This is a genomic window from Streptomyces sp. NPDC053076 (assembly GCF_044546845.1).
In the GTDB taxonomy this organism is placed as follows: domain Bacteria; phylum Actinomycetota; class Actinomycetes; order Streptomycetales; family Streptomycetaceae; genus Streptomyces.
On sequence record NZ_JBITZL010000003.1, the window covers coordinates 323,860 to 349,245 of the forward strand.

The window sequence follows — 25,386 nt, forward strand, 5'->3', positions numbered from 1 at the left end:
GCCGTTCTGCTCGCCTATCGTCGGCCGGACACCGACATCCGGAGTGATCATGGAAAAAACGGATGACCTTATTGGTGTGACGAACGGCGTGGCGGCCGTACCCCTCGGTCCGTCCGTGCGCCGCGTCCGGCCGTGGCCGCTCGGCGCCGCCCTCGCGGTCACCGCCGGTGTCACGGCCCTGCTGCTCCTGACCGGCACCCAGTGGCTGAACCATCCGGCCGTCCAGGCATGGCGCACCGTCAGTCTGGCCATCACCGTCCAGGCGCTCCCCTTCCTGCTCCTCGGCACGGCCCTGTCGGGTGCCATCAACGCCTTCGTGCCGGCCGATCTGTTCACCCGGGTGCTGCCGACGCGGGCCGCCCTCGCCGTACCGGTCGCCGGTGCCGCCGGCGCGATCCTGCCGGGCTGCGAGTGCGCCTCCGTCCCCGTCGCGAGCAGCCTGATCCGCCGCGGGGTGACCCCGGCCGCCGCCTTCGCCTTCCTGCTCTCCGCGCCGGCGATCAACCCCGTGGTGCTCGTGGCCACCGCCGTCGCCTTCCCGGGCAACCCCGCGATGGTCGTCGCCCGGCTGCTCGCCTCCCTCGGCACGGCGGCCGTGATGGGCTGGCTGTGGCTCTGGCTCGGCAAGGAGAAGTGGCTGCGCCCCCAGCTGCGCCACCGGAACACCGGACACCGGCACGGCCACAGCCGCTGGACCGAGTTCCGGCTCGGCTTCCAGCACGACTTCCTGCATGCCGGCGGCTTTCTCGTGCTCGGCGCCATGGCCGCCGCCACCTTCAACGTCAGCGTGCCGGATTCCGTCCTCGGCACCTTCTCCGGCCGGCCCTGGCTCTCGGTGCTCTTCCTGGCGGCCCTCGCCGTGCTGCTCGCCGTCTGCTCGGAGGCCGACGCGTTCGTCGCGGCCTCCCTCACCGGCTTCTCGCCGACCGCCCGGCTGGCGTTCCTGGTGGTCGGCCCGATGGTCGACCTGAAACTGATCGCGCTGCAAGCCGGCACCTTCGGCCGCGCCTTCGCCTGGCGGTTCTGCACGGCGACCACCGTCGTAGCGGTCACCGCGAGCGTCCTGATCGGAGGCGCGCTGCTGTGAGACGCCCTGTCCAGGCCCTGCTCCTGGCGCTGACCGGCACCGGTCTGCTGCACGTGGCACTCTTCACCGACACCTATCTGCGCTACGTCAGGGCCGGACTGCGCCCGCTGCTGATCGTGTCCGGGGTCGTCCTGCTGCTGCTCGGCCTGGCGGCCGCGGTCACCCGCGGCGGACGGCGGACCAAACCCCACGACGCTGACGAGCACCCGCGCGGAAACGACCGCGACCACGTCGACGACCACGCCCACGGGGACGATCACCCCCACGCGTACGCCCGCGGCCAAGCCCACGGGGACGATCACCTCCACGCGTACGGCCGCGGCCACGCCCACGGGGACGATCACCCCCACGTGTACGCCCACGACCACGGGCACGACCACACCGTCACCCCGCGCATCGCCTGGCTGCTGTTCCTGCCCGCGCTCAGCCTGCTCTGCTACGCCCCGCCCGCCCTCGGCGCCTACACCGCGGCCCGCGCCAACAGCAAGCCGGTCGCCGTGCAGAAGAAGGGGTTCGCCCCCCTGCCCGCGGTCTCACCCGTGCCGCTGACCCTCACGGACTTCACCAGACGCGTCCAGCAGGACCGCAGCCGGGCCGTCCAGGGCCGTACCGTCCGGCTGACGGGCTTCGTCACCCCGGACGGCGAGGACGGCGGCTGGTACCTGACCCGCATCATCTTCTCCTGCTGCGCCGCGGACTCGCAGACGGTCAAGGTGCGTATGTACGGCACGGAGGCACCGCCCGCCGACACGTGGCTGGCGGTGACCGGCACCTGGCACCCGCGCGGCAACCTGGGCACGAGGAACGCGGAACCGGCACTCGACGTCGAGGACGCCCGACCCATCGCTCCGCCGGTGAACGCCTACACCGACGACCTGCCGCTGACCCCGTCCTAGCCTGCGGCGGACGACCGGCCGGGAGAGGTGCACGATGGTGTGGTGACGCTCGCTCCGGGACCGGGGCCAGGACGCAGCGGGGGCCGCCCCTGTTTCGGGCCGGCCGGTGCGCGAGAGGAGGCGGTGACGATGACACGGACACCTCCCACGACGGTCACCCGGCTGCGGCTGTGGCGATGGCGGCGCAATGCGCTCCGGCGGCACAGCGATGTCGTCGAAGCCTGGATCGTCCTCGCCGGCTGGGTGCTGGCCCTGGTCGTCGGGGTTCTCGCGGGCCTGCTGGCGGCCCGGATCTCCGAGTCGGGGTTCGCGGCACGGCAGGCGCGGGTGCACCCCGTGTCCGCCGTGATCACCGACGGCGCGGCGCGGACCCCGGCCGGGAGCGGCTACGGCGACGGCCGGGTGTGGGCCGCCGTACGGTGGACGGACTCGGACGGCTCGGCGCACACCGACCGGGCGAAGGTCTCCCCGGGCGTCCCCGCCGGAAGCCGGGTGACGGTGTGGACGGACCGGGCCGACCGGGTCGTACCCGCCCCCGTCACCGGCGCGGCGGCCGATCTGCAGGCGGCCCTCACCGGCGCCCTCGTCGCCCCGGCCGCCGGCGCGCTCGTCTGGGGCGCGGGATGGCTGGTCCGCGGCCGGCTCATCCGGCGGCGCCTGGCCGAATGGGACGCGGAGTGGAAGCAGATCGGTCCCCGGTGGGGGAATCTCAGCGGAGGCAGGGGCTGACAGCAGCCCGGGTGCTTGAGGACGCCCTGCGGGGATACCCGGCCGGTATGGCGAAACTGCACCTACCACTGCGACGTCACCGGCAGGCCGCCGACGAGACACCGGCGCGGCCCATACCCGCGCCGGAGGAGACCGGACCCGCCGAGGACGTCGAGCGGCGGGCGCCGGACAGCCCGGCGAAACTGCCCCGGCAGGCGTGGGCCGCGGCCTTCAAGGGCGCACTGCGCGAGTTCCGGGACGACGAGCTGACCGACAGGGCCGCGGCACTCACCTACTACACCGTCCTGTCCCTGTTCCCGGCACTGCTCGTACTGGTGTCCATGCTGGCGGTCGCCGGCAAGTCGGTCACCGACCGGGTGCTGGCCAACCTGCAGGACCTGGCGCCCGGCCCCGCGCGGGACATCATCACCCGGTCCGTCGAGCAGCTTCAGGGCAGCGCCGGAACCGGCTCGATCGTGGCTCTGGTCGGCATCGTGCTGGCCGTGTGGTCGGCGTCCGGATATGTGGCCGCCTTCATCCGCGCCGCCAACGCCGTCTACGACATGCCCGAGGGCCGCCCGGTGTGGAAGATCCTCCCGGTGCGCGTCGGCGTCACGGTCGTGCTGATGGTCCTCGCCGTGGCCAGCGCGTTGATCGTGGTCTTCACCGGCGGCCTGGCCCGGCGTGCCGGGCAGGCGATCGGGGCCGGTGACGCGGCGCTGACGGCGTGGTCGATCGCGAAGTGGCCGGTGCTGGTCCTGCTCGTCGTCGTGATGATCGCGATCCTGTACTGGGCGAGCCCGAACGCCAAGGTCAAGGGCTTCAGGTGGGTCACCCCGGGCAGCGTCCTGGCCCTGCTGATCTGGATGGCCGCCTCCGCCGGTTTCGCCTTCTACGTCGCCAACTTCGCCTCCTACAACAAGACCTACGGCACCATGGCCGGCGTCATCGTCTTCCTGGTCTGGCTGTGGATCACCAACCTGGCGATCCTGCTGGGCCTGGAGTTCGACGCGGAGGCCGTGCGACAGCGGGCCATCGCCGGCGGCCATCCGCCCGAGGCCGAGCCCTACGCCCGGCCGCGCGACACCCGGAAGTGGGACGAGGAGGACGTGCGCCGCCTGGACGGCACCTGACGTGCGCGCGCCCCGCCTCCGTCAGGCGGCGTATCCGCCGTCCACCGAGAACTCGGCGCCCGTGACGTACGCCGCCTCCGGCCCCGCGAGGAACGTCACCATGGACGCCACCTCCCCGGCCGTCCCGTAGCGGCCCAGTGCGGTCATGGCGGCCTGGTCCTGTGCGTAAGGGCCGTCCGCGGGGTTCATGTCGGTGTCGGTCGGGCCCGGATGCACGATGTTCGCCGTGATCCCGCGCCCCGCCAGCTCGCGGGCCAGCGCCTTCGTCAGGCCGACCCCGGCCGACTTGGTCATCGCGTAGAGCGTGGCCCCGGGGCCCGGTACGCGCGCGGTGACGCAGCTGCCGATGGTGATGATCCGTCCGCCGGCCGCCATGAGCGCGGCGGCGGACCGGGCGGCCAGGAACATGCCGCGCACGTTGACGGCGAGGAGCCGGTCCACGTCGGCGAGCGACAGGTTCGCCAGCGGCTCCATCACTCCGACGGCAGCATTGTTCACCAGCACGTCCAGCCCGCCCAGTTCGTCGGCGGCGCGCCGCACGGCGTCCGCCGCCTCGGCCGCGTCCGCGGAGTCCGCGCGCAGGGCCACCGCCCGTCGTCCCAGCGCCTCGATGTCCCGTACGACGGCCTCGGCCGCGTCCTTGCCGTGCACATAGGTCACGGCCACGTCCGCGCCCTCCTGGGCCAGGCGCCGTGCCGTCGCCGCGCCGATGCCCCGGCTGCCGCCGGTGACCAGGGCCGTCCTGCCGTTCAACTGCGTTCGTGAAGTCATGGCCCCATCCCACCCGAGGCGAGCGGGGAACACCGGCGGGGAACCGACGTCGACCTCGGCGGCTGCCGCGGACCGGCACGCGGGGAGACAGCGACAGGGGGGAGACACCAACCAGGATGGAGACTCCCGTCTTGCCGCAGGCTGATGGCGCGAGGAGGGGTCTTTGTGCAGGCTGACGGCATGACACAGCCCCAGCTCGCCGAGCAGCTCCCGTACCACCGCCTGGCCCGCCTCGCACCGCGCTACGGGTGGTGGCGCCCCCTGGTCGGCACCCTGGTCCTGGCCGTGGCGTACATGATCACCCTGGTCGTTCTCATGGCCCTTCTCCTGGCCCTGGGATCAGCCATGGGATACCCCGAAGACGCCGACGGCTGGCCGAAGTTCGGCCCCGTCCAGGAGACCGCCACGGACCTGCTCGCGATCGCGGCGGTCATCCCCGTTCTGCTGCTGACCGTGCGCTGGATCGGGGGACGCCGGGCCGGCACGGTCTCGTCCGTGACCGGGCGGCTGAGATGGCGCTGGCTCATGCTGTGCGTGCTGACCGCCGCGCCGATCGTGGCGCTGTCCATGGGCGGCATGGTCCTGCTGCCCGCGGAGGCCGGCGAGTCGGCGAGCCAGTGGGTGGGATGGGCGGCCTTCGGGCGGGCCCTCGCCATGCTGCTGGTCCTGGTGCCCTTGCAGGCGGCGGCCGAGGAGTACGTCTTCCGCGGCTGGCTGACGCAGACCGCCGGGGCGTTCCTGCGCTCGCCGTGGGCCGCGCTCCTGCCCCAGGCCGTCCTGTTCGCCACCGCCCACGGCTGGGGTACGCCCTGGGGCTTCGCCGACCTGGTCGTGTTCGGTGCGTGCGCGGGCTGGCTGACCTGGCGGACGGGCGGACTGGAGGCGTCCATCGCCCTGCACGCGGTCAACAACCTCTTCGCCTTCGGTGTCTCGGCCGCCGTCGTGGACGGGCTCGCGAGCGACGAGACGGCGGCCGACGCGGACTGGCAGGTGGTCGCGCTCGACGTCCTGAGCATCGCCCTGTACACGGCGGCCGTGGCGTGGTGGCTGCGCCGCCGCGGGCTGGACCGCACGGCGCCGGCCCCGCAGCCCCCCGCGCAGCCACCGGCGTTCGCCATCGGTCACCCGTACGTCGGCGGAGTCCCGGTGCCCGCGCAGTGGCCGGGCCACCCGGCCCCCGGCGCTCCGGGACCCGCGCCCTGGGCGGCGCAGCCGGGGCAGGGAACGGCCGTCGCCCCGCCGCTGACGGGACAGCACGGACCGGGCACGGCCGCACCGGCGCCCTGGGGTGAGCGGCCGGTGCCGGGGACGGGCCGTCCGCCCGCGGCCCCGGACAGCGGGGAGGACGGCGCGGCCCCGTAGGGCCCGCGAGGACAGAACCAACGGGCCCGGGGCGTGTGCCCACGAGCGCCACCGCCCACCTGCCCACAGCGCACGGGATGGCCCGCCACCGCACTCGGGGCACGGCGGGAACGCCCCGCGCACCCGGCCCGGGCGCGCGGGGCGCCGCCGGACGCCGGGCGGCTCGTGCCCGCGCGCCGGCTCAGCCGGGGTGGGCGGCGATGGTCGGCGTGTCAGCCGAGGCGGCGGTGGTCGGCGTGTCGGCCGAGGCGGCGATGGTCCGCGCGCACTCCAGGGACTCGGCGTGGGTCGTGTCCACTTCAAGGTCGTAGCACACGCCCTCGTGGACCAGGTCGGCCTGGGACGCGGCCATGCCCTCGGCCCGGTCTCCCCGGGCGATCTCACGTCCCGCGGCGACCGCCGGTTCGCACCGGACGCCCACCCAGAGGACGGCCAGTCCGTCCAGGGCCTTGCGCCATCGCTCCTGGGAGGCCGCTCCGCCGAGGAAGACGTCGTCCACGACGACCTTGGCGCCCGCGCGGACCGTCGCCGCGATGCCCTCCATCCAGGCCGCCTCCAGCGCCCGGAAGCCCGGCCCGACGTGCACCCCGCCGTCCGCGGTGAACTCGATCCCGCCGTCCGGCCCGCGCAGCTTCGGAGGCAGGGCGTCGACGAGCGAGTCGATCCCGAACGCCAGCCACGGCTCCGGCAGTACGGCCTGCAGACAGCGCACGATCCCGGACTTCCCCGCGCTGGAACCACCGTTGAGAATGATCACCTGAGTCGTCACCGTGCCACGGTACGGAGCCTTCCGGCCTGCCGGTAACGCATTTCGCCGCCCGTTACCGATCCGGTGGGCCATCCCCCTCGGCCGTGGCGTTCCGCTGGACGCCCAGGCGGTTCGGTTCCGGCCCCCGGCGTTCCGGGACGGCTGCCCCGGGCGGCCGGGCAGCGCGGCACGCCGGAGGAGCGGCCCGACGTACCACCGCGGGCCGGCCGGGGGGAAGATCTGTCCGGTGGCCCGGATCCGTATGCTCACCAGGGAACCGCAGACCGGCCGGCTCGCGCTCCCGGCCACACAAAGCTTCGAAGCAGCAAGGAAGTTGACATCATGACCGACAAGCTCACCGTAAGTGTCCTGGGCACCGGCATCATGGGCGCCGCGATGGCCCGCAACCTCGTGCGCGCCGGACACGCCGTCCGCGCCTGGAACCGCACCCGTGCCAAGGCCGAACCGCTCGCCGCCGACGGCGCGCATGTCGCCGGCACCCCGGCGGAGGCCGTCGAGGGCGCCGATGTCGTCCTGACCATGCTCTACGACGGCCCGGCCGCGCTGGACGTGATGCGCGAGGCCGCCCCCGCGCTGCGTTCCGGCGCCGCCTGGGTGCAGTCCACCACCGCCGGCCTCGAGGGCGTCAGTGAACTGGCCGCTTTCGCCCGCGAGCACGACCTGGTCTTCTTCGACGCGCCGGTGCTGGGCACCCGTCAGCCGGCCGAGGCCGGTCAGCTTCTCGTCCTCGCCGCGGGCCCGAGTGAGCACCGCGCCGCCGTGGTCCCGGTCTTCGACGCGGTCGGTGCCCGTACGGTGTGGACCGGCGAGGACGGCGCGGCCGGTACCGCCTCCCGCCTGAAGCTCGTCGCCAACAGCTGGGTCATCGCGGCCACGGCCGCGATCGGCGAGGTGCTGGCCCTGGCGCAGGCGCTCGGCGTGGACCCGCAGGGCTTCTTCGACGCCATCGGCGGCGGCCCGCTCGACATGGGATACCTGCATGCCAAGTCGCAGCTCATCCTCGACGGCCGGCTGACCCCGCCGCAGTTCGCGGTGGCCACGGCTGCCAAGGACGCCCGGCTCATCGTCCGGGCGGGCGAGGAGAACGGGGTACGCCTGGACGTGGCCACCGCGAGCGCGGAGCGCCTGGAGCGGGCCGCCGCGCAGGGCCACGCCGAGGAGGACATGGCCGCCGCCTACTTCGCCAGCTTCGACTCCACCGACCGGCCGGCCGGCTGAGCGAGCCGGCGTACGTCCGGGCCGTCACGGCCGTCACCGCCGTCGCTGCGCTTCTGCTGCCGCCCGGGAGCCGTGCCGGCCCGAAGTGGGACCGTTGCCCACGGCCTCCGCGTACGCGCGGGGGATGCCGCCCTGTCGCTCCTCGCCCGCTCACGTTCCTGTTCCGCGGTGGCGGGGGTGCTCAGCCGGCGGTCCGCAGCAGCAGCTTGCCGGTCGACGCGCGCCCGCCCATCAGCCGGTGTGCCTCGGCCGCGTCCGCCAGTGGGAACTCCGCGGTGACGGGCAGGTGCACGGTGCCGTCGGTGACCGTGCGGAAGGCACGTTCGACGAGCGAGCGCAGCGCGCCGGGCGCCGACTGCGCGAGACTCAGGACGGAGAAGCCCGCGACGGAACGGCCCTGCGCGTACAGCTCCGGCTGTCCGACGTGCCACGGCTCGGCCCCGCTCGCGTTGCCGAAGGACACCAGGCGGCCGAAGACGGCCAGTGCGTCGAGGCCACGGCGCAGGGTCTCGCCGCCGACCGGGTCGAGCACCAGGTCGACGCCCCGGCCACCGGTGGCGCGGCGGACGTCGGAGGCGAAGGTGCCGGTGGGGAACACCTCGTCGTAACCGTGCCGGAGGGCGTGGCCGGACTTGTCCGGTGAGGAGACCACGCCGTACACGGCACCGGCGCCCGCCGCCCGGGCCAGTTGTCCGGCCACCGTGCCGACACCGCCGGCCGCGCCGTGCACCAGGACCGTCTCGCCCGCGCGCAACCGCCCCACCTCATGGAGCAGGGCATGGGCCGTCGGCAGAACGGTGGGCAGCGCCGCGGCGGTACGCAGGTCCAGTCCGTGCGGGAGCGGGAAGACGGTGGTCGCGTCGGCGGCCACCACCTCCGCGTAGGCACCACTGCCGACGAGCGCGACGACGTCCTGCCCCGGCCGCAGTCCCTCGACTCCCTCGCCGACGGTCCGCACACGTCCGGACACCTCCAGGCCCGGACGGAAGGGCAGCGACGGAACCCGGTACCCCTCGGCGCGCGCCTTGAGATCCGCGAAGTTCACCCCCGTGTAGGCCACGTCGATGGTCACCTGCCCGGGCGCCGGCGCGGGGACCTCGGCGTCCACGACCTTCAGCACCTCGGGACCGCCGTACTCCTGGAACTCCACCGCACGCATGAGCAGCACGCGCCCTTCCGCCAAGTGTTCAATGGAAAGCGAACACCAGGACTGTATGATGTCCGTCGAACACTAGGCAAGGGCCGGACACCTCCAAGTGCCCCGGCCGGCAAGGGCGGCGCGGGGAGAAGAGCATGCCGAAGCAGGCGGAGAGCGGTGGTCACCGTGCGGCGCCGGTCCACACGGATCCGGCGGATGTCTCCCTGCTGACCGCGCTGTCCGCGGTCGCCGATCCGGTGCGCATCCAGCTCATCCGCGAGCTGGCGGCCTCCGCGGAGTGGACCCGCGGCTGCGGCGGCTTCGACGTGCCGGTGGGCAAGGCCGCGCTCAGCCACCACTTCACGGTCCTGCGCGGCGCCGGGCTGGTCGAGCAGCGCGACGAGGGCCCGAGACGGGTCAACCGGCTGCGCCGTGAGGAGTTCGACGCCCGCTTCCCGGGACTGCTGGCCCTGATCCTCGACGACGTCGCCGCCGATTGAACGACCGCCTCACGCCACGGCGTTGACCTCGCCGCCCGGTGGGACGGCCGCCCGGAGCATGTCCACTCCCGGCTCACCGGGCTGACGACACGACGGCCCACCGGCGCGTGCGAGAGGCGGTCGGTGTCACTCGGCGGTGTCGGTGCCCTCCGGCTTCTTCCGCGTGGATTCCCCCGGCACGGTGTAGAACACGGACGAGCCCTGCTTGCTGCGGTGGGCGAGGTTCCGGGCGACCAGATTCTCCAGGGTCGTGCGGACGACCTTGGTCTGGACCCCGCGGTCGGGATGCGCCTGGCCCAGCGCCTCGGTGACCTCGGCGGCGGAGCGCGGTTCGCTCTGCTCGGCCAGGTGCCGGCGGACGAGTTCGATGAGCGTGGGCGGGGCGGGCTCGGAAGTCGCCTTGGGGGCCGCCGGTTTCTTCGCCGCGGCCTTGCCGTCCGCGGGCTTCTCGGCCTCGCTGCGCCGTGCGCCGGCGCTCTTCTTCCGGGGAGAGGGTACGGCCGCGCTGCCGGCCTGCGCGGCGATGCCGAGCGCCTGCTGCATGTTCAGTAGAATGGAGTGGTCGTGCTGCAGTGCGGTCAACTGTTCTTGCAGGGACGCGATTTCGGTCGTGATGCGTTCCTGTTCCTTGAGGTTGTGTTCGAGGTCATTGCTCACCTGGCTCACGTACTGAGAGGCCAATTCGGTGACGGGTCCAGCAGTTTCCGGCATCTTTCCCTCCGCTCCTGACGGTGCGACACCTGGATGATACGGGCGGGTCGACCGGTTTTCACCGTTGATGAGGTACGAACGACCGACCGACGGTCCACTCCAGCCCAGGTACCCGGCCGCTCGGCAGTGTCCTGGCTCGACAGCCCGGCCCCACCGGCCGACGGGCCCGCACGCGCACGCTCACCCGAGGACGATCGGGAGCTTGCCGGTCAGGGGGCCCAGTTCCGCCCGCTCGGCGTCGGTCGGGGCACGGCGCCCCGTGCCGACCCGCAGCGTGTCCTGGTCGGACCAGGACGCGGGGAAGACCGCCCCGGCGATCTCCTCCAGCATCGCGCGCGACCGGGCGAGACCCTCGGCAGGCGGTCGCGCGGCACCCGGGAGGTGCGCGATCAGGTCCAGGTGGTGCAGGGTCCACTCCAGCACGTAGGCGGAGAGGTAGTCGCCCGCGGTGAGGACCATCTCCTGCGTACTGACCCGCTGTCCCGGGTCGGCCAGCTCGGCCGCGCGTCCGGCGGCGGAACCGACGTCGTCCAGGTGGAACTTGAGCAGCCGCGGTTCCTCGTACGCGGCGGCCAGCCGGACGGTCAGCGCGTCCAGCGGGTCGTCGCCGGCCGGTGGCGTGTCCGAGACGTTCCAGTAGGTCACCGCGTCACGCGTCGGCTCCGCCGTGGCGGGCGTCACGAGGGTGATCAGTACGTCCTGAGCGTCGACGACCAGATGACACACCAGGTCCCGGACGAGCCAGCCCGTGCAGCCGGACGGGCGCGCGAAGTCCTCGTCGGGGAGCTCGGCCACCGCCGTGCGCAGAGCCGTCCACGAGCGTGAGAAGAGATCCACGGCCGCAAACTAGCAGCGCCCACCCGGCGCTTCGACCGATTTCCCCGGCCCCGGGACACTCGACGCCCGTCTGCGGACCGATCCGGCTTCCGGTACAACGGCTCCGGGCCGACCCACCACGTCGTCGAGCAGGGCAGGGTCTTCACCACCGGTCCCGCGAGGCGCCCGGGCGGGCAGGAGCGGCGTCCCGGCTTGTCTGCCTAGCGGTTGAGCACGCCTTCGTCCACGAATCCCATCCTGCGGTTCATGGCGATCGCGTTCGCGTTCGCCGGGTGATGGAAGGTCCGTACCCGCGTGGCTCCGCACTCCCGCGCGAAGCGCAGACCCACGGTCTTCATGGCGATCGAGATGCCGCGGCCCCGGTAGGGGGCCCGCACACCGGTCATCTCGTTGAAGACGAACCCGTCGTGGACCGATGTCGCCGCCATGCCGATCCATGCGTCGCCGTCCAGGGCGATCACGACGCCACGCGGGTCGTAGCCGGCGGCGGCGAATCGCCGTTCGGTGTACTCCTCGAACGAGTAGAACTCGCCACGCTCGGGGATGTCCGCTGAACACTCCTTGTTCAGTTCGTACAGCGCGCGACGGTGTTCCGGCGTGTCACCCAGCTCGGCGAGGGTGGTCAGGCGAATGCCCGCCGCGCTGCACCGTGCCACGTACTCCTCGAACCGGGTCGCGTCGAACGCGGTGACATCCAGTTCGAGCCTCACCCACAGACCGTTCATGTTTCCCCTCCGTTGTACGACCCCCTCATCCTGTCGCGTGGTCGAGGGGAGGGGAAGATCGACACCCTCGTCGTTCACGATGATGAACCCTGCTCATGTGGGTGTACATGGTCGGGGGCGGTGTGCAAGGCTCAGCCAACTTCTGGCGTACACAGCGGAGTTGGAGGGCGAGCATGAGTGTTTCCCGGCGTGTGCTGCTGGCCACGGCGGCTGGTGCGGCGGCCGTGGGCGGGTCCGCGGTGCCGGCTGCGGGGGCAACGGACCGGCAGGACGCGGGAGGTACCCTGCGGACGCTCCGCGACGCGGCGGACTACGCCGTGGAGAAGGTCCGTGCCGTCGCGCCCGGCGTGACGGGCTTCCCGGTCGGCACCAAGTTCGAGAAGTGGACGTACTCGCGCAACGGTGACTGGGTGGGCGGCTTCTGGCCCGGAACGCTGTGGATGGCGTGGCTGCACAGCAAGGACGACTCCTTCCGCGCGTGGGCGGTCGAGTCGGCCCGGAACCTCGCCCCTCGTCAGTACGACACGAGCACGCACGACCTCGGTTTCCTCTTCTACCCCTCCTGGGTCACCGCCTGGCGCCTGACCGGCGACGACGAGTGGCGGACGGGCGCGATACGGGCGGCGGAGTCCCTGATACAGCGGTACAACGCGCGCGGCAGGTTCATCCGTGCGTGGGGCGCGCTGACGGACACCGCCAACGCGGGCCGGGTCATCATGGACACGATGATGAACCTCGATCTGCTGGCCTTCGCGAGCCGGCAGACCGGCGACGACAGGTACCTGGACATCGCCGTGGAGCACGCGAGGACCGCCCAGCGCGTCTTCCCCCGCCCGGACGGATCCACCCCGCACGTGTTCGACTTCGACCCGGACACCGGCGCCCCCCTGGGTCCCGATACGGTGCAGGGCTACAGCCCCACCTCCTGCTGGTCGCGCGGACAGGCGTGGGGCATCTACGGTTTCACCACGATGTACCGCAGGACCGGTGAGACGCAGTTCCGGGACACCGCGCGGAAACTCGCCGACTTCGCCATCGCGGCACTGAGCCCGGATCACGTCCCGGTCTGGGACTACCGCGCGCCACAACAACCCCACGACGTCAAGGACGCCTCCGCCGGGGCCGTCATGGCGTGCGGTCTGCTCGACCTGCACGCGGCGACGGGCCGGCGTACCTACCGCGATGTGGCGCTGCGTCTGCTCACCGCACTGTCCGAGACCTGTCTGACGAGGAACTCGACCCGGGCCGAGGCGGTCGTGGCCCGCTGCACCCGCAACCGTCCGGCCGAGGACGGGATCGAGATCTCGCTGCCCTATGCCGACTACTACCTGCTCGAAGGAATTCTCCGTGTGCTCCGCCTCGCCGAGGTCGACCGGGCGATCGATCTGTCGCAGCACGGGTGACGCCGGCCGAGGGCGGAGGGTGGTGCGGCGGTCGTCCGCAGGACCGCCGGGGCGGATGCCGCCGGACACACACGTGGTGTTCACCGAACTCATGGAGACCGCCAGGAGATCTGAACTAGGCTGCCGCGTACTGCTCTTCCCGCGTGCCGAGCTGTTTTTCTTGGAATGGAGGCAGCGCCGCATGAGCCGATACGCCCAGGTGGCCTTCACGCAGAACGTCCGACGTGTCCAGGAAGAGCGGGGAAGCGCTGACGCCATGGAGCGGCTTCTCGCCGGAAACCCCGGGCGAGCCGACCGGATGGGCGCCACCGAGGCCGAATTCATCGGCGCCCGCGACGGACTCTACCTCGCCACCGTGAGTGAAACAGGCTGGCCGTACATCCAGTTCCGCGGCGGTCCGCCGGGTTTCGTGCACGTCCTGGACGAGGCGACGCTGGCCTTCCTCGATGTGCGCGGAAATCGCCAGTACATCACGGCCGGAAACGTTCGTGGAAATGACCGGGTATCGCTGTTCTTCATGGATTACGCACGCCGCACCCGGCTGAAAGTCCTCGGCCGGGCCGAGATCCGCGATCCCGGTGAATTCGTGGACCTGCGCGGCCGGTCAGGGGGCGCGCGCACCGAGGGGCATGCGGAGTCGCTGCTCGTGGTGCGTGTCGAGGGTTTCGCCTGGAACTGTGCCAAGCACATCACGCCGCGGTTCTCCGAGGCTGAACTCGCGGGCGCCCTGGAGCGGGTGTACGAACGCGTCGGGGAACTGGAGGAGGAGAACCGCGCGTTGCGCTCACGGCTCGGGATGCGGGACTGAACCGCACCCCGAGCCGCAAGGCGTCCGTTCCGGTGCCGTCCGGCCCGTCCGGCTCCGGTCAGCCGGCCGCGGCCAGCCGTTCCTCGGCCAGGGCGGCGAGGAGCCGCGCGCCGTCCCCGAGGACCTCGTTGCCGAACACCGCGTCGGGGCTGTGGTTGAAGCTCGCCTTCGCCGTGTCGCGGTCGGGTGAGCAGGCACCGAGGAAGAGCATGGCCCCCGGCACCTCGTCGAGGACGAAGGAGAAGTCCTCCGAGGGGCTCAGCGCGTTCGGTGCCCAGATGAGCCTGCCCGGTCCCAGCAGCCTCTCGACCGTGCCGGCCGCGAAGTCCGCCTCGGCCGGGTCGACGACCGTGACCGGGTAGTCCATGGAGTGATCAACCGTCACCGTGACCCCGTGGGCGGCGGCGACCCCCTCCAGCACCTGGGTCACCCCGTCCAGGACCTTCGCCTTGGCGGCCGGACCAAAAGTCCGGATGCCGATCTTCAACTCGGCCTCGTCCGGGATGACATTGGCCGACGTACCCGCGTGAATACTGCCGACCGACAGCAGTACCGGGTCGAAGGGGTCGAAGCCCCGGCTCGCGAACGTCTGCAACGCCAGCGTCATCTCGCACGCGGCCGGCACAGGGTCCTTGAGCAGGTGCGGCTGGGAGTCGTGACCGCCCCGGCCCCGGACGGTCACGGTCAGCACGTCGCCTCCCGCCATCAGCGGACCCTTCCGGGTCAGCAGCCACCCGGTCGGCAGCATCGAGGAGGCAACGTGTATCGCGTAGGCCGCGTCCGGGCGCCGGCCGGCGGCGTCCAGTACCCCTTCCTCGATCATCAGCCGCGCACCGTGGTGCCCCTCCTCACCCGGCTGGAACATGAGGACCACGTCCCCGCGCAGCGTGTCCCGGTCCCGGGCGAGCAGCCGGGCCGCGCCGACCAGCATGGCCGTGTGCAGGTCGTGCCCGCACGCATGCATCCGGCCCTCGATCTTGGAGGCGTAGGGGACGCCGCTGGTCTCCGTCACCGGCAGCGCGTCCATGTCGGCGCGCAGCAGCACCACGGGCCGGTCGCCGTGGTCCGCGTCCGCGCTCCCACCGCGCAGCACCGCGGTGACGGAGGACAGACCGGTGCCCGTCGTGATCTCCAGGGGCAGCCCGTCGAGCGCCGCGAGCACTTTGGCCTGGGTCCGCGGGAGGTCCAGCCCGAGTTCCGGCTCCCGGTGAAGGTCCTCGCGCAGCCGTACGAGATCCTCCACCAGGCCCGGGTCGGGCTCGCGGGCGGTCACTTGACCGCCGTGATGATGCCGTGCGGGGTGATGGCCTCGGTGCAGCGGGTGCGCCGCACCTGGTCGAACCCGACCTCCTTCAGCGACTTCTCGTAGCCCTCCCAGGAGTAGATCATCCCGCCCTCACCCGCCACCGCGGCGAAGAAGGGGCTGGCCAGGGCGGCCATGAGGGGACCGTCGTAGTTGTCCTCGGACATGGAGTTCAGGATCAGTACCCGGCCGCCCGTGGGCAGCACGGCGTGGGCGTGGCCCAGCAGCACGCGGATGCGGTCCTGCGGCCAGATCTGGAGCTGGTGCACGAACATCACCGTGTCATGCCCCTCGGGGTAGTCACCGGCGAAGATGTCGCCCTCGACGACCGTCACGCGGTCGCTGAGCCCCGCCTCCTCGACCCGCTTGCGGGCGAGGTCGACCACCTTCGGTATCTCCAGGACCGTGACCTCGACGTCCGGGTGAGCACTGGCCACCGCGATGGCCATCGTCGCGTCCCCGCCGCCGACGTCGAGGATGCGCCGGGAGGAGCTGAAGTCGGCGTACTTGATCAGGTGCTTGCTGGCGACGGCCGACCAGGTGCCCATGAAGTGGTAAAAGACCTTGAGCAGTTCGGGATCCTCGCTGAGCCGGTGGTAGACCGTGGCGCCGTCCCCCGGGTACCGCCGCAGGCCGATGTTGCTGTTGGCCCGCAGCGACTCGGTGAAGTCGACGAGGCCGGGATAGGTGACGTACGCCTCGAACCCGATGACCGCCTTGACGAGTTCCCAGTGTCCGCCGGTGAACAGGTCCGAGATCGACTTGGCGTTGGAGTACCCCTCCTCGGCGCGTTCGACCAGCCGCAGCGAGGTGACACCGAGCAGCAGGATGTCCAAGGAACGTTCCGCGAGCCCCAGTTCGGCGCCGATCCGCTCACGAGGCGTACCGGGGCTGCGCTCCAGCAGGTCGAAGAGGCCGAGCTCGACCCCGGCGCGGGTGAACTGGAAGGCGTTGTGTCCGAGCAGCACGGTGGTCAGGGCGTCCGGGACGACGCTCTCGGGCTGGGGCTGTACCTCGGTCATGGTTCTTCTCCCTGGATTGAGAGGGTGTCGATCAGGTCGTCGAGCGTGAGCGACTGCATGCCGGAGGCGGCGGCGGGGCCGGGGCCGGCCGGCGGATCGGGAGCGGTGACGGCGACCGCGCCGATCACGTCGGCGGGCACGTCGCACAGGTCGTACAGGAGGTGTCGGCCGAGCCGGTGCGGCCGGTCCCGGTGAGCGGGGTGCGGCGGGAGGTGCGAGAGGTCCACGTCCGCCATGCCGGGCAGGCCCCGCGCGGTCAGTTTGACCAGTGCCTCCTTGCGTACCCAGGTGCGCAGGAACACCGAGCGGGGAGAGGGGGAGCCGCGGACGCGGTCGATCTCGCCGCGGGTCAGGAAGTGCCCGGACCCGTCCCGGCCGGGCGCACCGCCGCAGGCGGGCAGCCCGGACAACCGCTCGACGTCGATGCCGACGGGGTGGTCGGCGGCCGAGGCCGCCACCACCCCGTCCGCGTACGAGAAGCTGACCGCGCACCGGGCGTCCCTGACACGCGGCCGGCCGTGCGGGCCCGCACAGACCGGGCACCGCTGTTCCAGTACGACGTCCCGGGCGGAACCGCCGGTTCGCCGCGCCACGCACAGCCGGGCGAGGAAGCGCGCGGCGAGGAAGTCCGCCCGCGCCCGCTCGCTCCGCGCGGCGGCCAGGCGACGGCGCTCAGCGGCTGTCAGGACCGACGCGTCCGCACCCGGCAGGGCCAGGAGCCGCTCCGTCTCCGCGACCGCGACGGTCAGGGCCGTCGTCACGGGTTCCTCACTTCTTGCGCTGGCTGTAGACGACCCCGGCGAGCGACAGCGCGCCCCCGACCACCGCCAGCCACGGCGGTGTCTCGTCGAGGATCAGCCAGGCCAGGGTCACCGCGATCGGCGGGGAGAGGTAGGTGAGCGCGCCCATCTTCCCCGCGGTGGAGCGGGCCAGCGCGTACCCCCAGGTGGTGAAGGCGACCGAGGTGGGGAAGACACCGAGGTACAGCGTCCAGCCGATCGCCTTGCCGCTCGCGTGCGAGAGGTTGTCGATCAGCTGGGGCAGGAACGGCAGGCAGAGCACGGCACCGACGACACAGGCCAGCCAGGTGATCACGAGCGCCGAACTGTTGGCCAGCAGAGGCTTCTCGGTGACGACGCCGCCCGCGTACGCGGCGGCGGCCAGCAGCGCCAGCGCGCTGCCCGTGCCGGCCTCCAGGCCCTTGCTGGAGGTCGCGAAGCCGATCAGCACCACACCGGCCAGGGCGACGACGCCGCCGACGATCAGCGGGCGCGGGAAGCCCTCCCTGAGCAGGAAACCGGCCAGTACGGCGATCAGTACCGGTCCCAGACTGATGATCATGGATGTGGTGCCCGCGTCGATGCGCTGCTCGGCGGCGTTGAGGGCGACGTTGTAGATGCCGAACCACAGCAGACCGCACAGGAAGAGCCGCGGCAGGTCGGAGCGGGGCGGCAGCGGGACCTTGCGGATCAGCACGACGGCACCCAGCAGCACCGCACCGATGAACAGCCGTGCCAGGGTCAGGGCGCCGGGATCGAGGTCCTTGCCGGCCGCGCGGATGCCGATGAACGCCGAAGCCCACAGGAAGACGGTGAGCAGCCCGGCCGCGACCGCGAGGGGTGGCGTGCCCGAGGACGGGGTGGGAGTCTCCGGTGAAGCGGTCCCCTGATTGGCTTGCGCAGAGGTCACGGATGTTCACTTCCTTGTCGGTCTACGGGGACGGTTCGCTCAGATGTGTCCAGGGCCGCCGCCAGCGCTTGTGCGACATGGGCGACGTGGGGTGGGCGCAGCAGGGTGAAGTGGTTTCCGGGGAGCGTCGCCTCCGCACGGACACCGCCCCTGGTCTGCCGTGCCCATGAGGCGCGGTGTTCGCGCAGCCGGTCGCGGGCCCACCAGAGCGTGAGCGGGGCGTCGACGACCGACGGCCGATGGGCGAGCACCAGGTGCTCGTGCCGCTCGGCCAGTTCCGCCTGCCGTAGCAGGGCCTCGGAGGGCAGTATCCGCGAGCCGCGCTCCTCCGCCCAGGTGATCAGCAGCTTCAGCCGTTCCGCCAATGGCAGTCCGCGCACCCGGTGGCGCAGTGCGGTGGTGTCCTCGGCGGTGACGTCGAGTCCGGGCAGGGAGTCCGCCAGGGCGACGGCCGGCGCGAGCAGCGGGTCGGGCTCGCCTTCCCCGGGGACGGCGGAGTCGAGCAGTGCGACCAGCGCGACCTGTTCGCCGGCGGCCTCCAGTCCGGCCGCCACCTCGACCGCCAGGGCACCGCCCATGGACCAGCCCGCGAGGTGATACGGCCCGGTCGGCCGGCGTTCCCGGATGACGTCCACGTACTGGGCGGCCATCGCGGCGAGGCTGTCGGCCTCGGCCTCGCCGGACAGCGCACGGGAGCGGATGCCCAGCACCTCCCGTCCCTCCGGCAGCAGTGTGACCAGCTGCCGGTACGCCATCACGTCGCCGCCCGCGGGGTGCAGCAGGAAGAGCGGCGCGGGCGTGACCGGCGCCCGGAGCGACAGGATCAGCGAGTGCTCGGAGCCCGCCGCGATCAGCTCGGCGAACCGGGCCACCGTGGGCGCCTCGAACAGCGCGGTGAGCGGCAGCCGTACCCCGAAACGGCGGGCCACCGCCGCCATGAGGCGCGCCGCGAGCAGTGAGTGACCACCGAGCTCGAAGAAGTCGTCGTCGAGCCCGACCGTGTCCGGCTCACGCCCGAGGAGTTCTGCCCACAGCCCGGCCACGGTGCGCTGGAGGCCGGTTCGTGCCGAGCGGGCCGGGGCGCCGGCGGCGGATGCCGGGCCGGGCGCCGGCAGTGCCGCGCGGTCGAGCTTGCCGTTCGCGCTCACGGGCAGGGCGGTCAGGGGAACGAAGACGGGCGGCACCATGTAGTCGGGCAGAGAGCGTTCCAGGAAGGCGCGCAGCTCCCGCGGCCCGGGCGGCTCGGTACCCGCCGCCGGTACGACGTACGCCACCAGGCGGTCCTCCGCCAGGCGCACCGCGGCGGCGTGCACGGACGGGTGGGCGGCCAGCCGTGTCTCGATCTCGCCGAGTTCGACGCGGTAGCCGCGCAGCTTGACCTGGCCGTCGGCGCGGCCGATGAACTCCAAGGCGCCGTCGGACCGTTGGCGCACCAGGTCGCCGGTCCGGTACAGCCGGCCACCGGGCCGGCGTGGATCGGGCACGAACCGCTCCGCGGTCAACGCGTCGCGGCCCCGGTATCCGGCCGCGAGCTGCACCCCGCCGATGTGCAGCTCACCCGCGATGCCGAGGGGCAGCGGGGCCAGCCGGTCGTCGAGCACGTCCAGCGTGGTGTTGGCGACCGGGCGGCCGATGGGCACCGAGCCCGTGGCGTCCTTTGGCCCGCACTGCCAGGCCGACACGTCGACGGAGGCTTCGGTGGGGCCGTACAGGTTGTGCAGCTCGACGGCGGGCGGCGGGAAGACCTCGAAGAACCGGCGGACGAGGTCCGGCGGCAGCGCCTCACCGCTGGCGATCACCCGGCGGAGCGAACCGCAGCGGGAGGCCGCCGGGTCGGAGAGGAAGATCCTCAGCATGGACGGGACGAAGTGCACGGTCGTCACCGACTCGCGGCGGATCACCTCGGCCAGCCGGCCAGGGTCCCGGTGGGCGCCGGGGCGTGCCACGATCAGGCGCGCCCCGGTCATGAGCGGCCAGAAGAACTCCCACACGGACACGTCGAACGTGAACGGCGTCTTCTGCAGGACCGCGTCGGCCGCGGTGAGTCCGTATGTCTCCTGCATCCACAGGAGACGGTTGCAGATCCCCCGGTGGGTGAGCATGACGCACTTGGGGGTGCCCGTGGAGCCCGACGTGTAGATGAGGTAGGCCAGTTGGCCGGGTTCGACCACCGGCTCGGGCTCCTCGTCCTCCGGTTCCGGCGCCGCCGCCTCGGTGGCGTCGACCCGCAGGACCGGGACATCGCCCGGGACGTCGTCCGGCGACCCGGTGGTGAGCACCAGCTCGGTGCCGGCGTCGGAGAGCATAAACGCCAGGCGCTCGGCGGGGCCCGCCGGATCGAGCGGGAGGTAGGCGCCGCCCGCCTTGAGGACGGCCAGCAGGCTGACCACCAGTTCCAGGGAGCGTTCCATGTGCACGGCGACGGTCGCCCCGGGTGTGAGGTGGCCGTCCCCGACGGCCCGGCGGATCCGCCGGGCCAGCCGGCCGGCTGCCGCGTCCAGCTCCGCGTACGTGAGAGCGCGGCCCTCGAAGACGAGGGCGGTCGCCTCGGGGGTACGGCGTGCCTGCCGCGCGACGTGCACATGCAGTGGCGTGCCGAGGTCGTAGGACCGGGAGGTGTCGTTCCAGGAGTCGAGCTGCTTCAGCTCCTCGTCCGACAGCATCCGGGGGGCCGAGACCGCCGCGTCAGGGCGGGTCAGCAGGGCGTCGAGCAGGGCGAGGTAGTGGCCTGCGGTGCGTTCGCGCTGTGTCTCGTCGAAGCAGGCGGTGTTGAAGTCGAAGTCGAGCACGAAGCGGGGCGCGGCGGTGGGGCCCTGGCGCAGCTCACGGACCTGGAGGGTGAGCCGGTCGGGGGAGTGCCCGGTGTCGAGGAGGTCGAAGCCGACCGTGCCTCCGAAGCCTTCGAAGACCGCGTTCTGGTAGTTGAGGTAGACGTCGTAGAGGCGGGCGCCGCCGCGGTGCCGGGGCACGTGGTCCTGGTGGCGGGCCGCTTCCAGGAAGGACCTCTGTGTCTCCCGGGCCAGGAGGCGCAGCGGGGTGTCGCCGGTGACCCGCACCTGTAACGGGAGCACGTTCATGAACAGGCCGGCAGTGCCGCGGAACTCGGCCGGCCTGTTGGCGAACGGTGTTCCGATGCGCAGGAGTTCGCCGCCGCCGATGCGGTGGAGGTAGGCGAACAGAGCGGTGGCGAACGCGACGGCGGGCGAGGCGTGGCCCTCCTCGCGGGCGAAGTCGGCTATCCGGGCGCTGCGTTCGGTGTCGAGGTCGAGCGTGAGCCGGGCGGTGCGGGTCGTGCCCGACACGTCGTCCTCCCTGCCGTAGAACGCCAGCCGTTCGACCGGTTCGGCCAGCGTCCTGCGCCAATGGCGTTCTGCCCTGCCGTGGCGGACGGAGCCGCTCGACGCCCGCCGGTGTTCGACGTACGCCTGGAACGGCGGCAGCGGCGCGGCAGCGGCGAGGCTTCCGCGGCGGTCGAGGTCGTAGTACTCGGACAGGGTGCGCAGGAACAGGGACATCGACCAGGCGTCGCAGACCAGATGGTCCACGTTGAGGTACCAGGCGTATGCGGTGCCGCTCAGCCTCAGCAGCGCGGAGTCGAAGACGGAGCGCTCCGCGTCCAGTCCCGACGCGCTGCGCCGTCGTGCCCAGCGCAGGGCGGCCTCGCGGGGGTCCGGCTCGTCGGTGAGATCCACCAGCGCCACCGGCGCCGGGAGTGCCTCGGCCACCCGGCGCACCGGGATGCCGTCCACCTCGTGGAAACTGCTGCGCAGTGCGTCGCTGTGGTCCACCAGCCGCTGGAAGGCGCGCTGGAAGCGGTCGTGTTCGAGCGGAGCCGTGATGGTGTAGAGAGCGGTGACGTTCTCGTAGTACAGCCGTACGTCGCCGGCCGTCTTCTTGCCGAACCACAACGCGAGTTGACTGTCCGTCAGGTTGGTCTGGAGCGTGGGGCCGCCGGTCACGGCGACCGTGTCCGGTGAGCGGACGGCCTGGCGGACCACCTCCTGGAACTCGTCGGCCCACCGGGAGACGGTGCCGGCGTCGAACAGGTCGGCGCGGTACTCGAAGCAGCCGAGCAGCTCCTCGTCCTGTTCGCGTAGGTGCAGGCTGAGGTCGAGTGGTGACACGCCGAGGCCGAAGTCGTCCGGAGCGGCCGGTGTGACGGTCAGGCGCCCTGCGCGCCGGCCTCCGGTGACGGACGGCTGGAGCGAGAAGGCGGTCTGCCGCAGCACCGTGCGGCCGGGCGCCCGGGGCGGATTCGTCTCCCGGACGATGTCCCCGAACGGCATGTCGTGCGCCAGCGCACCGCTGAGCACCTCACCGGCGTGCCGGGCCGTCTGCGCGAACGTCCGGCCGGGCCGCAGCCGCAACCGCAACGGCAGGGTGTTCACGAAGAATCCGATCGTCCCCTCCTCGGCGGCGCCCCGGCGCTCGTCCACGGGGGCACCGATGACGAAGTCCAGTCCGCCCGTGACCTTGTGCAGGGTGACGGCGTAGGCGGCGAGCAGGAGGCCGTACACGGTGGCGCGGTCACGGCCGGCCGCCGCGCGCAGCTCCTGGTGGAGGCCGGCGGGAAGCCGGAAGCCGTGGCGGGCGCCCTGGAACGCCTCCTGCGCGGGCCGTGGGCGGTCGGTGGGCAGTTCGAGGACCGGCAGGGTGCCGGACAGCTCGCCGCGCCAGTACGCGACCGACCGGTCGCGCTCCGCGTCACCGGGGTGCCGTTCACCGGCCGGGAGGGCGGGCGCAGGCGGCAGGGGGGACGGGTGGCCCTGGGAGAGGGCCTCGTAGAGCGCGCGGAGTTCCGCGGTGAAGACACCCATCGACCGGCCGTCGCAGATCAGATGGTGCGCGACGACCGCGAGGACGTGCCGCTCGGCCGCCAGCCGGTAGAGCGTGAAGCGGGCCGGCGGGGCGAGCTCCAGCTCGAACGGGCGCCTGCCGTGCTCCGCGTGCAGGGCGCGTGCCCGGCGCTCCCGCTCCGGCGGTGGCAGGTCACCGAGGTCGACGAGGGGGAGTTCGACGGGCCGGGGCGCGATGACGTGCCGGACGGGGCGGCCGTCGCGCTCGCGGAAGGCGGTGCGCAGCGACTCGTGCCGTGCGGTGATCTCGGTCAAGGCGGTGCGCAGGGCCTCGACGTCGAGCGGCCCCTCCAGGTGCAGGGCGGCGGAGAGGTGGTGGGCCGGGCTGCCGGGGGCCAGGCGCTGGAGCAGCCACAGTCGCTGCTGCGCGTCGGAGAGGGCGCCGGGATCGGCGGGCCGGGCGGCGGGACTCTGCCGCAGCCGGGCCATGAACTGCGCGCGCTCCGGCCCGGACAACTCCGCCAGGCGCCCCAGCAGATCGCTCACGAAGCCGCCTCCGCCACCCGCTCCACGATGTCGTCGATGTTCGTGTGCGTCTCCAGAAGTGCCGCGATCCACCGCTCCAGACCGAAGGCGACACACCCGGTGTAGGCCGCTGTGCCGTCGGCCAGGGAGATGCCGCAGCGCTCACCGAAGAAGTTGCGGTGGAAGTTCAAGGACCCGATGGCCAGTTCGCCCCCGTGGACGAACTCCTCCTTGACCGGGAAGAGCTGAGCCAGCAGGGCCCGGCCCCCGCCCTTCTCGAAGAAGGGGTCCGAGGCCGGCTTGACCGCGAGGGTGAGCCCCAGCCGGGCCGCGAACTCGACCACCTTCGGCCGGAACGCGGCCAGGTGGTCCAGGACGGCCTCCCGGGGGCCCAGGCACACGATCTCCCGCATGGTGAAGCCGTGCAGTCGGCGCAGCCCGTCGTAGTGGTCCTCGTTGCGGAAGCACTTGGCGACGGTGGTGACATGGCGGGGGCCGGCCAGGGTGGCGGAGCGGTGGTGCAGGTAGACGTTGTAGCAGGCCGCGGAGACCAGCCCGTACCGGCTCTCGCCGAGGCGGTCCGCAGGCAGTGCCCCATCGCCCCGCACCTCCTCCGCCGGCAGCCGTAACGGTGCTGTCATCAGCGCGAGTTGGGGAAAGTTGTCGAAGTAGTCGATGGCGGCCAGGTCCGCGGTACCGATGACCGCGGGGAAGAGCATCGGGGTGGCGCCGCACTCCCGGGCCCAGCCCTGGAAGCGTTCGTCCAGCAGGTCCATCAGGCGGACGAGTTCCGGGCCGAGCGCGACGAGTCCGTCCCGCGCCGTGTAGAGATCACTCATGGCTCACCGTGTCCGCGCCGGGGGAGTCCGCCAGGACCCGGTCGCGTATGCCGCGCAGGGTCCGGAAGGCGACGACGTTCTCCGCGGTCAGTTCCAGCTCGTGGCCTGCCAGCTCCTCCAACAGCAGCAGCAGCTGCGGGAAGTCGAGGGAGTCGATGAGACGGCTGTCGATGAGGTCCTCGTCCCAGCCGATCGCGGTGACGTCCGGGTTGCGCGCCAGCAGCCATGACCGCACCTGCTCGATCACGTCCGACTCCATCAGGCCACTGCCCCCTGGAACGGAGACTCGGTGATGATCTCCTGGCTCACCAGGAACCGGGTGATGCGTTTGAAGAACGTCTCGTGGTAGCCGGCACGTGCCGGGTCCCGCAGCAGCTCCTCACGGAACGCGAAAGCCTCCGGAATCCCCGCGTCCCGGTACACCGCGGGGTTGTAGAGCGACTGCACGCTCGCGGTGATGTAGCGCCGGAGGTAGTGGTCGAGACGCTCGCGCAGTTCCCGGTCGCCGCGCGCCCGCAGGGGTTCGTACAGCAGTCCCACGAGCTTGCGGCCCATGATGATGTGCCGCCACTCGTCGTCGTGATGCACCTGGTTGACCTCCCTGATCAGGGGGTGCAGCAGGGCGTCGCGGCCCATCCTGATGTTGAAGTGGTCGACCAGCTCCTCGAAGATGAGGATGCGGGCGAAGACGAGGAAATTGGCGACGGCGGCCTCCTCCTCGGCCGTGGCGACCGGAAGCGACTTGTCCGGGTAGATCTTGCCGCCGTAGCGCAGACAGAACTGCGCGAAGAACCACATGTGCCCGTTCTCCTCGCCCAGGAAGCGATGGAAGAACTCGGAGGGCAGCTCGAAGCCCCGCGTGTGGATACGCCGGGTCACCTCGATGAGCAGCTCACGTATGCCGTGGATGTTGAGACTGAAGAAGTTGATGCTCTCCCACTTGCTCAGCCGCATGAGCACTTTGTCGTCCAGCTCCTGAGCGTGCCGGGTTCCCGCCACGGTCAGCAGGTCGGGTGTCATCCACCACTGCTCCTCGGCCAGCTCGTCGACCCAGTCGAAGCGCGTGTAGGGGCTGTAGTGGTGGTCGGTTGAGTCGGCGACCAGTTTGTCCAGCGTTTCCACCACGTCCGTGATATCCATGTGCTC

The 25,386-nt window shown here is 72.1% G+C and carries 23 protein-coding genes; 9 read left to right on the forward strand and 14 right to left on the reverse strand.

Going from position 1 to position 25,386, the window contains the following annotated elements:
- Window positions 1–76 precede the first annotated feature (76 nt).
- The 4 genes from ACIGYR_RS15025 (at window position 77) to ACIGYR_RS15040 (ending at window position 3,824) form a co-directional block, all read left to right on the forward strand.
- Window positions 77–1,087: a permease gene (locus ACIGYR_RS15025; protein WP_399599238.1), complete on the forward strand. Its 1,011-nt coding sequence runs from the start codon at window positions 77–79 to the stop codon at window positions 1,085–1,087.
- Window positions 1,084–1,983, forward strand: a complete 900-nt coding sequence (locus ACIGYR_RS15030) for a TIGR03943 family putative permease subunit (protein ID WP_399599240.1) — start codon at window positions 1,084–1,086, stop codon at window positions 1,981–1,983. The genes ACIGYR_RS15025 and ACIGYR_RS15030 overlap by 4 nt, the downstream gene beginning before the upstream one ends.
- A 129-nt stretch (window positions 1,984–2,112) precedes the next feature.
- Entirely contained in the window at window positions 2,113–2,712 is a 600-nt protein-coding gene (locus ACIGYR_RS15035; protein WP_399599243.1) for a hypothetical protein, read from the forward strand.
- Between the two features lie 47 nt (window positions 2,713–2,759).
- Window positions 2,760–3,824, forward strand: coding sequence for a YihY/virulence factor BrkB family protein (locus tag ACIGYR_RS15040; protein ID WP_399599246.1), 1,065 nt, complete (start codon window positions 2,760–2,762; stop codon window positions 3,822–3,824).
- Between the two features lie 21 nt (window positions 3,825–3,845).
- Here ACIGYR_RS15040 and ACIGYR_RS15045 read toward each other — a convergent pair whose 3' ends face one another.
- Window positions 3,846–4,595, reverse strand: coding sequence for an SDR family oxidoreductase (locus tag ACIGYR_RS15045; protein ID WP_391842876.1), 750 nt, complete (start codon window positions 4,593–4,595; stop codon window positions 3,846–3,848).
- Between the two features lie 180 nt (window positions 4,596–4,775).
- Here ACIGYR_RS15045 and ACIGYR_RS15050 point away from each other — a divergent pair, with 180 nt between their 5' ends.
- Window positions 4,776–5,957 (forward strand): lysostaphin resistance A-like protein, encoded by a 1,182-nt coding sequence (locus tag ACIGYR_RS15050; protein WP_399599250.1) that lies wholly within the window; start codon window positions 4,776–4,778, stop codon window positions 5,955–5,957.
- A 181-nt stretch (window positions 5,958–6,138) separates the two neighbouring features.
- Here the strand turns inward: ACIGYR_RS15050 and cpt are convergent, their stop codons facing one another.
- The gene (gene cpt, locus ACIGYR_RS15055) at window positions 6,139–6,726 is read right to left on the reverse strand and encodes a chloramphenicol phosphotransferase CPT (RefSeq protein ID WP_399599252.1); all 588 of its coding nucleotides are present in this window, start codon (window positions 6,724–6,726) and stop codon (window positions 6,139–6,141) included.
- Between the two features lie 321 nt (window positions 6,727–7,047).
- On the opposite strand from cpt, the gene ACIGYR_RS15060 reads away from it, so the two are divergent.
- The gene (locus ACIGYR_RS15060; RefSeq protein WP_399599255.1) at window positions 7,048–7,944 is read left to right on the forward strand and encodes an NAD(P)-dependent oxidoreductase; all 897 of its coding nucleotides are present in this window, start codon (window positions 7,048–7,050) and stop codon (window positions 7,942–7,944) included.
- A gap of 181 nt (window positions 7,945–8,125) precedes the next feature.
- Here ACIGYR_RS15060 and ACIGYR_RS15065 read toward each other — a convergent pair whose 3' ends face one another.
- A complete protein-coding gene (locus ACIGYR_RS15065; protein WP_391843134.1) occupies window positions 8,126–9,103 on the reverse strand; it encodes a zinc-binding alcohol dehydrogenase family protein in 978 nt (325 codons plus the stop codon).
- 134 nt (window positions 9,104–9,237) lie between these two features.
- Between ACIGYR_RS15065 and ACIGYR_RS15070 the strand changes: the two genes are divergently transcribed.
- A complete protein-coding gene (locus ACIGYR_RS15070) occupies window positions 9,238–9,582 on the forward strand; it encodes an ArsR/SmtB family transcription factor (protein ID WP_391842843.1) in 345 nt (114 codons plus the stop codon).
- 126 nt (window positions 9,583–9,708) lie between these two features.
- On the opposite strand, the gene ACIGYR_RS15075 is transcribed toward ACIGYR_RS15070, so the two are convergent.
- The 3 genes from ACIGYR_RS15075 to ACIGYR_RS15085 form a co-directional block, all read right to left on the reverse strand.
- Window positions 9,709–10,239, reverse strand: coding sequence for a hypothetical protein (locus ACIGYR_RS15075; protein WP_399599258.1), 531 nt, complete (start codon window positions 10,237–10,239; stop codon window positions 9,709–9,711).
- Between the two features lie 234 nt (window positions 10,240–10,473).
- On the reverse strand, window positions 10,474–11,130 hold the full coding sequence (locus ACIGYR_RS15080; protein WP_399599260.1) for a maleylpyruvate isomerase N-terminal domain-containing protein: 657 nt from the start codon (window positions 11,128–11,130) through the stop codon (window positions 10,474–10,476).
- Between the two features lie 200 nt (window positions 11,131–11,330).
- Window positions 11,331–11,855 carry a GNAT family N-acetyltransferase gene (locus tag ACIGYR_RS15085; protein ID WP_399599263.1) on the reverse strand — a complete coding sequence of 175 codons (525 nt, stop codon included), beginning with the start codon at window positions 11,853–11,855 and terminating at the stop codon, window positions 11,331–11,333.
- A 173-nt stretch (window positions 11,856–12,028) separates the two neighbouring features.
- On the opposite strand from ACIGYR_RS15085, the gene ACIGYR_RS15090 reads away from it, so the two are divergent.
- Both ACIGYR_RS15090 and ACIGYR_RS15095 read left to right on the forward strand, forming a co-directional pair.
- Window positions 12,029–13,258: a glycoside hydrolase family 88 protein gene (locus ACIGYR_RS15090; protein WP_399599266.1), complete on the forward strand. Its 1,230-nt coding sequence runs from the start codon at window positions 12,029–12,031 to the stop codon at window positions 13,256–13,258.
- A 76-nt stretch (window positions 13,259–13,334) separates the two neighbouring features.
- Complete coding sequence (locus tag ACIGYR_RS15095; RefSeq protein WP_399599269.1) at window positions 13,335–14,066, forward strand: pyridoxamine 5'-phosphate oxidase family protein; 732 nt, start codon at window positions 13,335–13,337, stop codon at window positions 14,064–14,066.
- A gap of 58 nt (window positions 14,067–14,124) precedes the next feature.
- Here ACIGYR_RS15095 and ACIGYR_RS15100 read toward each other — a convergent pair whose 3' ends face one another.
- Genes ACIGYR_RS15100 through ACIGYR_RS15135 form a run of 8 tightly spaced genes read right to left on the reverse strand, consistent with a single transcriptional unit; the run spans window position 14,125 to window position 25,380 of the window.
- Complete coding sequence (locus ACIGYR_RS15100; protein ID WP_399599272.1) at window positions 14,125–15,339, reverse strand: M20 family metallopeptidase; 1,215 nt, start codon at window positions 15,337–15,339, stop codon at window positions 14,125–14,127.
- Entirely contained in the window at window positions 15,336–16,391 is a 1,056-nt protein-coding gene (locus tag ACIGYR_RS15105; RefSeq protein ID WP_399599274.1) for a methyltransferase, read from the reverse strand. Before ACIGYR_RS15105 ends, ACIGYR_RS15100 begins: the two co-directional genes overlap by 4 nt.
- The gene (locus tag ACIGYR_RS15110) at window positions 16,388–17,152 is read right to left on the reverse strand and encodes a 4'-phosphopantetheinyl transferase family protein (protein ID WP_399599276.1); all 765 of its coding nucleotides are present in this window, start codon (window positions 17,150–17,152) and stop codon (window positions 16,388–16,390) included. Before ACIGYR_RS15110 ends, ACIGYR_RS15105 begins: the two co-directional genes overlap by 4 nt.
- 7 nt (window positions 17,153–17,159) lie before the next feature.
- Window positions 17,160–18,080, reverse strand: coding sequence for a DMT family transporter (locus ACIGYR_RS15115; RefSeq protein ID WP_391842828.1), 921 nt, complete (start codon window positions 18,078–18,080; stop codon window positions 17,160–17,162).
- Window positions 18,077–23,422 carry an amino acid adenylation domain-containing protein gene (locus ACIGYR_RS15120; RefSeq protein WP_399599279.1) on the reverse strand — a complete coding sequence of 1,782 codons (5,346 nt, stop codon included), beginning with the start codon at window positions 23,420–23,422 and terminating at the stop codon, window positions 18,077–18,079. The genes ACIGYR_RS15115 and ACIGYR_RS15120 overlap by 4 nt, the downstream gene beginning before the upstream one ends.
- On the reverse strand, window positions 23,419–24,240 hold the full coding sequence (locus tag ACIGYR_RS15125) for an aminoacyl--tRNA ligase-related protein (protein ID WP_391842824.1): 822 nt from the start codon (window positions 24,238–24,240) through the stop codon (window positions 23,419–23,421). The genes ACIGYR_RS15120 and ACIGYR_RS15125 overlap by 4 nt, the downstream gene beginning before the upstream one ends.
- On the reverse strand, window positions 24,233–24,499 hold the full coding sequence (locus ACIGYR_RS15130; RefSeq protein ID WP_399599284.1) for an acyl carrier protein: 267 nt from the start codon (window positions 24,497–24,499) through the stop codon (window positions 24,233–24,235). Before ACIGYR_RS15130 ends, ACIGYR_RS15125 begins: the two co-directional genes overlap by 8 nt.
- The gene (locus ACIGYR_RS15135; protein ID WP_399599286.1) at window positions 24,499–25,380 is read right to left on the reverse strand and encodes a diiron oxygenase; all 882 of its coding nucleotides are present in this window, start codon (window positions 25,378–25,380) and stop codon (window positions 24,499–24,501) included. Before ACIGYR_RS15135 ends, ACIGYR_RS15130 begins: the two co-directional genes overlap by 1 nt.
- Window positions 25,381–25,386: the final 6 nt, after the last annotated feature.

Excerpts from the sequence above, each read along its gene's own strand:
- ACIGYR_RS15035 (WP_399599243.1), top strand. The coding sequence starts at position 2,113 with ATGACACGGACACCTCCCACGACGGTCACCCGGCTGCGGCTGTGGCGA.
- ACIGYR_RS15040 (WP_399599246.1), top strand. The coding sequence starts at position 2,760 with ATGGCGAAACTGCACCTACCACTGCGACGTCACCGGCAGGCCGCCGAC.
- ACIGYR_RS15045 (WP_391842876.1), bottom strand. The coding sequence starts at position 4,595 with ATGACTTCACGAACGCAGTTGAACGGCAGGACGGCCCTGGTCACCGGC.
- ACIGYR_RS15050 (WP_399599250.1), top strand. The coding sequence starts at position 4,776 with ATGACACAGCCCCAGCTCGCCGAGCAGCTCCCGTACCACCGCCTGGCC.
- ACIGYR_RS15060 (WP_399599255.1), top strand. The coding sequence starts at position 7,048 with ATGACCGACAAGCTCACCGTAAGTGTCCTGGGCACCGGCATCATGGGC.
- ACIGYR_RS15065 (WP_391843134.1), bottom strand. The coding sequence starts at position 9,103 with ATGCGTGCGGTGGAGTTCCAGGAGTACGGCGGTCCCGAGGTGCTGAAG.
- ACIGYR_RS15070 (WP_391842843.1), top strand. The coding sequence starts at position 9,238 with ATGCCGAAGCAGGCGGAGAGCGGTGGTCACCGTGCGGCGCCGGTCCAC.
- ACIGYR_RS15085 (WP_399599263.1), bottom strand. The coding sequence starts at position 11,855 with ATGAACGGTCTGTGGGTGAGGCTCGAACTGGATGTCACCGCGTTCGAC.
- ACIGYR_RS15090 (WP_399599266.1), top strand. The coding sequence starts at position 12,029 with ATGAGTGTTTCCCGGCGTGTGCTGCTGGCCACGGCGGCTGGTGCGGCG.
- ACIGYR_RS15105 (WP_399599274.1), bottom strand. The coding sequence starts at position 16,391 with ATGACCGAGGTACAGCCCCAGCCCGAGAGCGTCGTCCCGGACGCCCTG.
- ACIGYR_RS15125 (WP_391842824.1), bottom strand. The coding sequence starts at position 24,240 with ATGAGTGATCTCTACACGGCGCGGGACGGACTCGTCGCGCTCGGCCCG.
- ACIGYR_RS15130 (WP_399599284.1), bottom strand. The coding sequence starts at position 24,499 with ATGGAGTCGGACGTGATCGAGCAGGTGCGGTCATGGCTGCTGGCGCGC.
- ACIGYR_RS15135 (WP_399599286.1), bottom strand. The coding sequence starts at position 25,380 with ATGGATATCACGGACGTGGTGGAAACGCTGGACAAACTGGTCGCCGAC.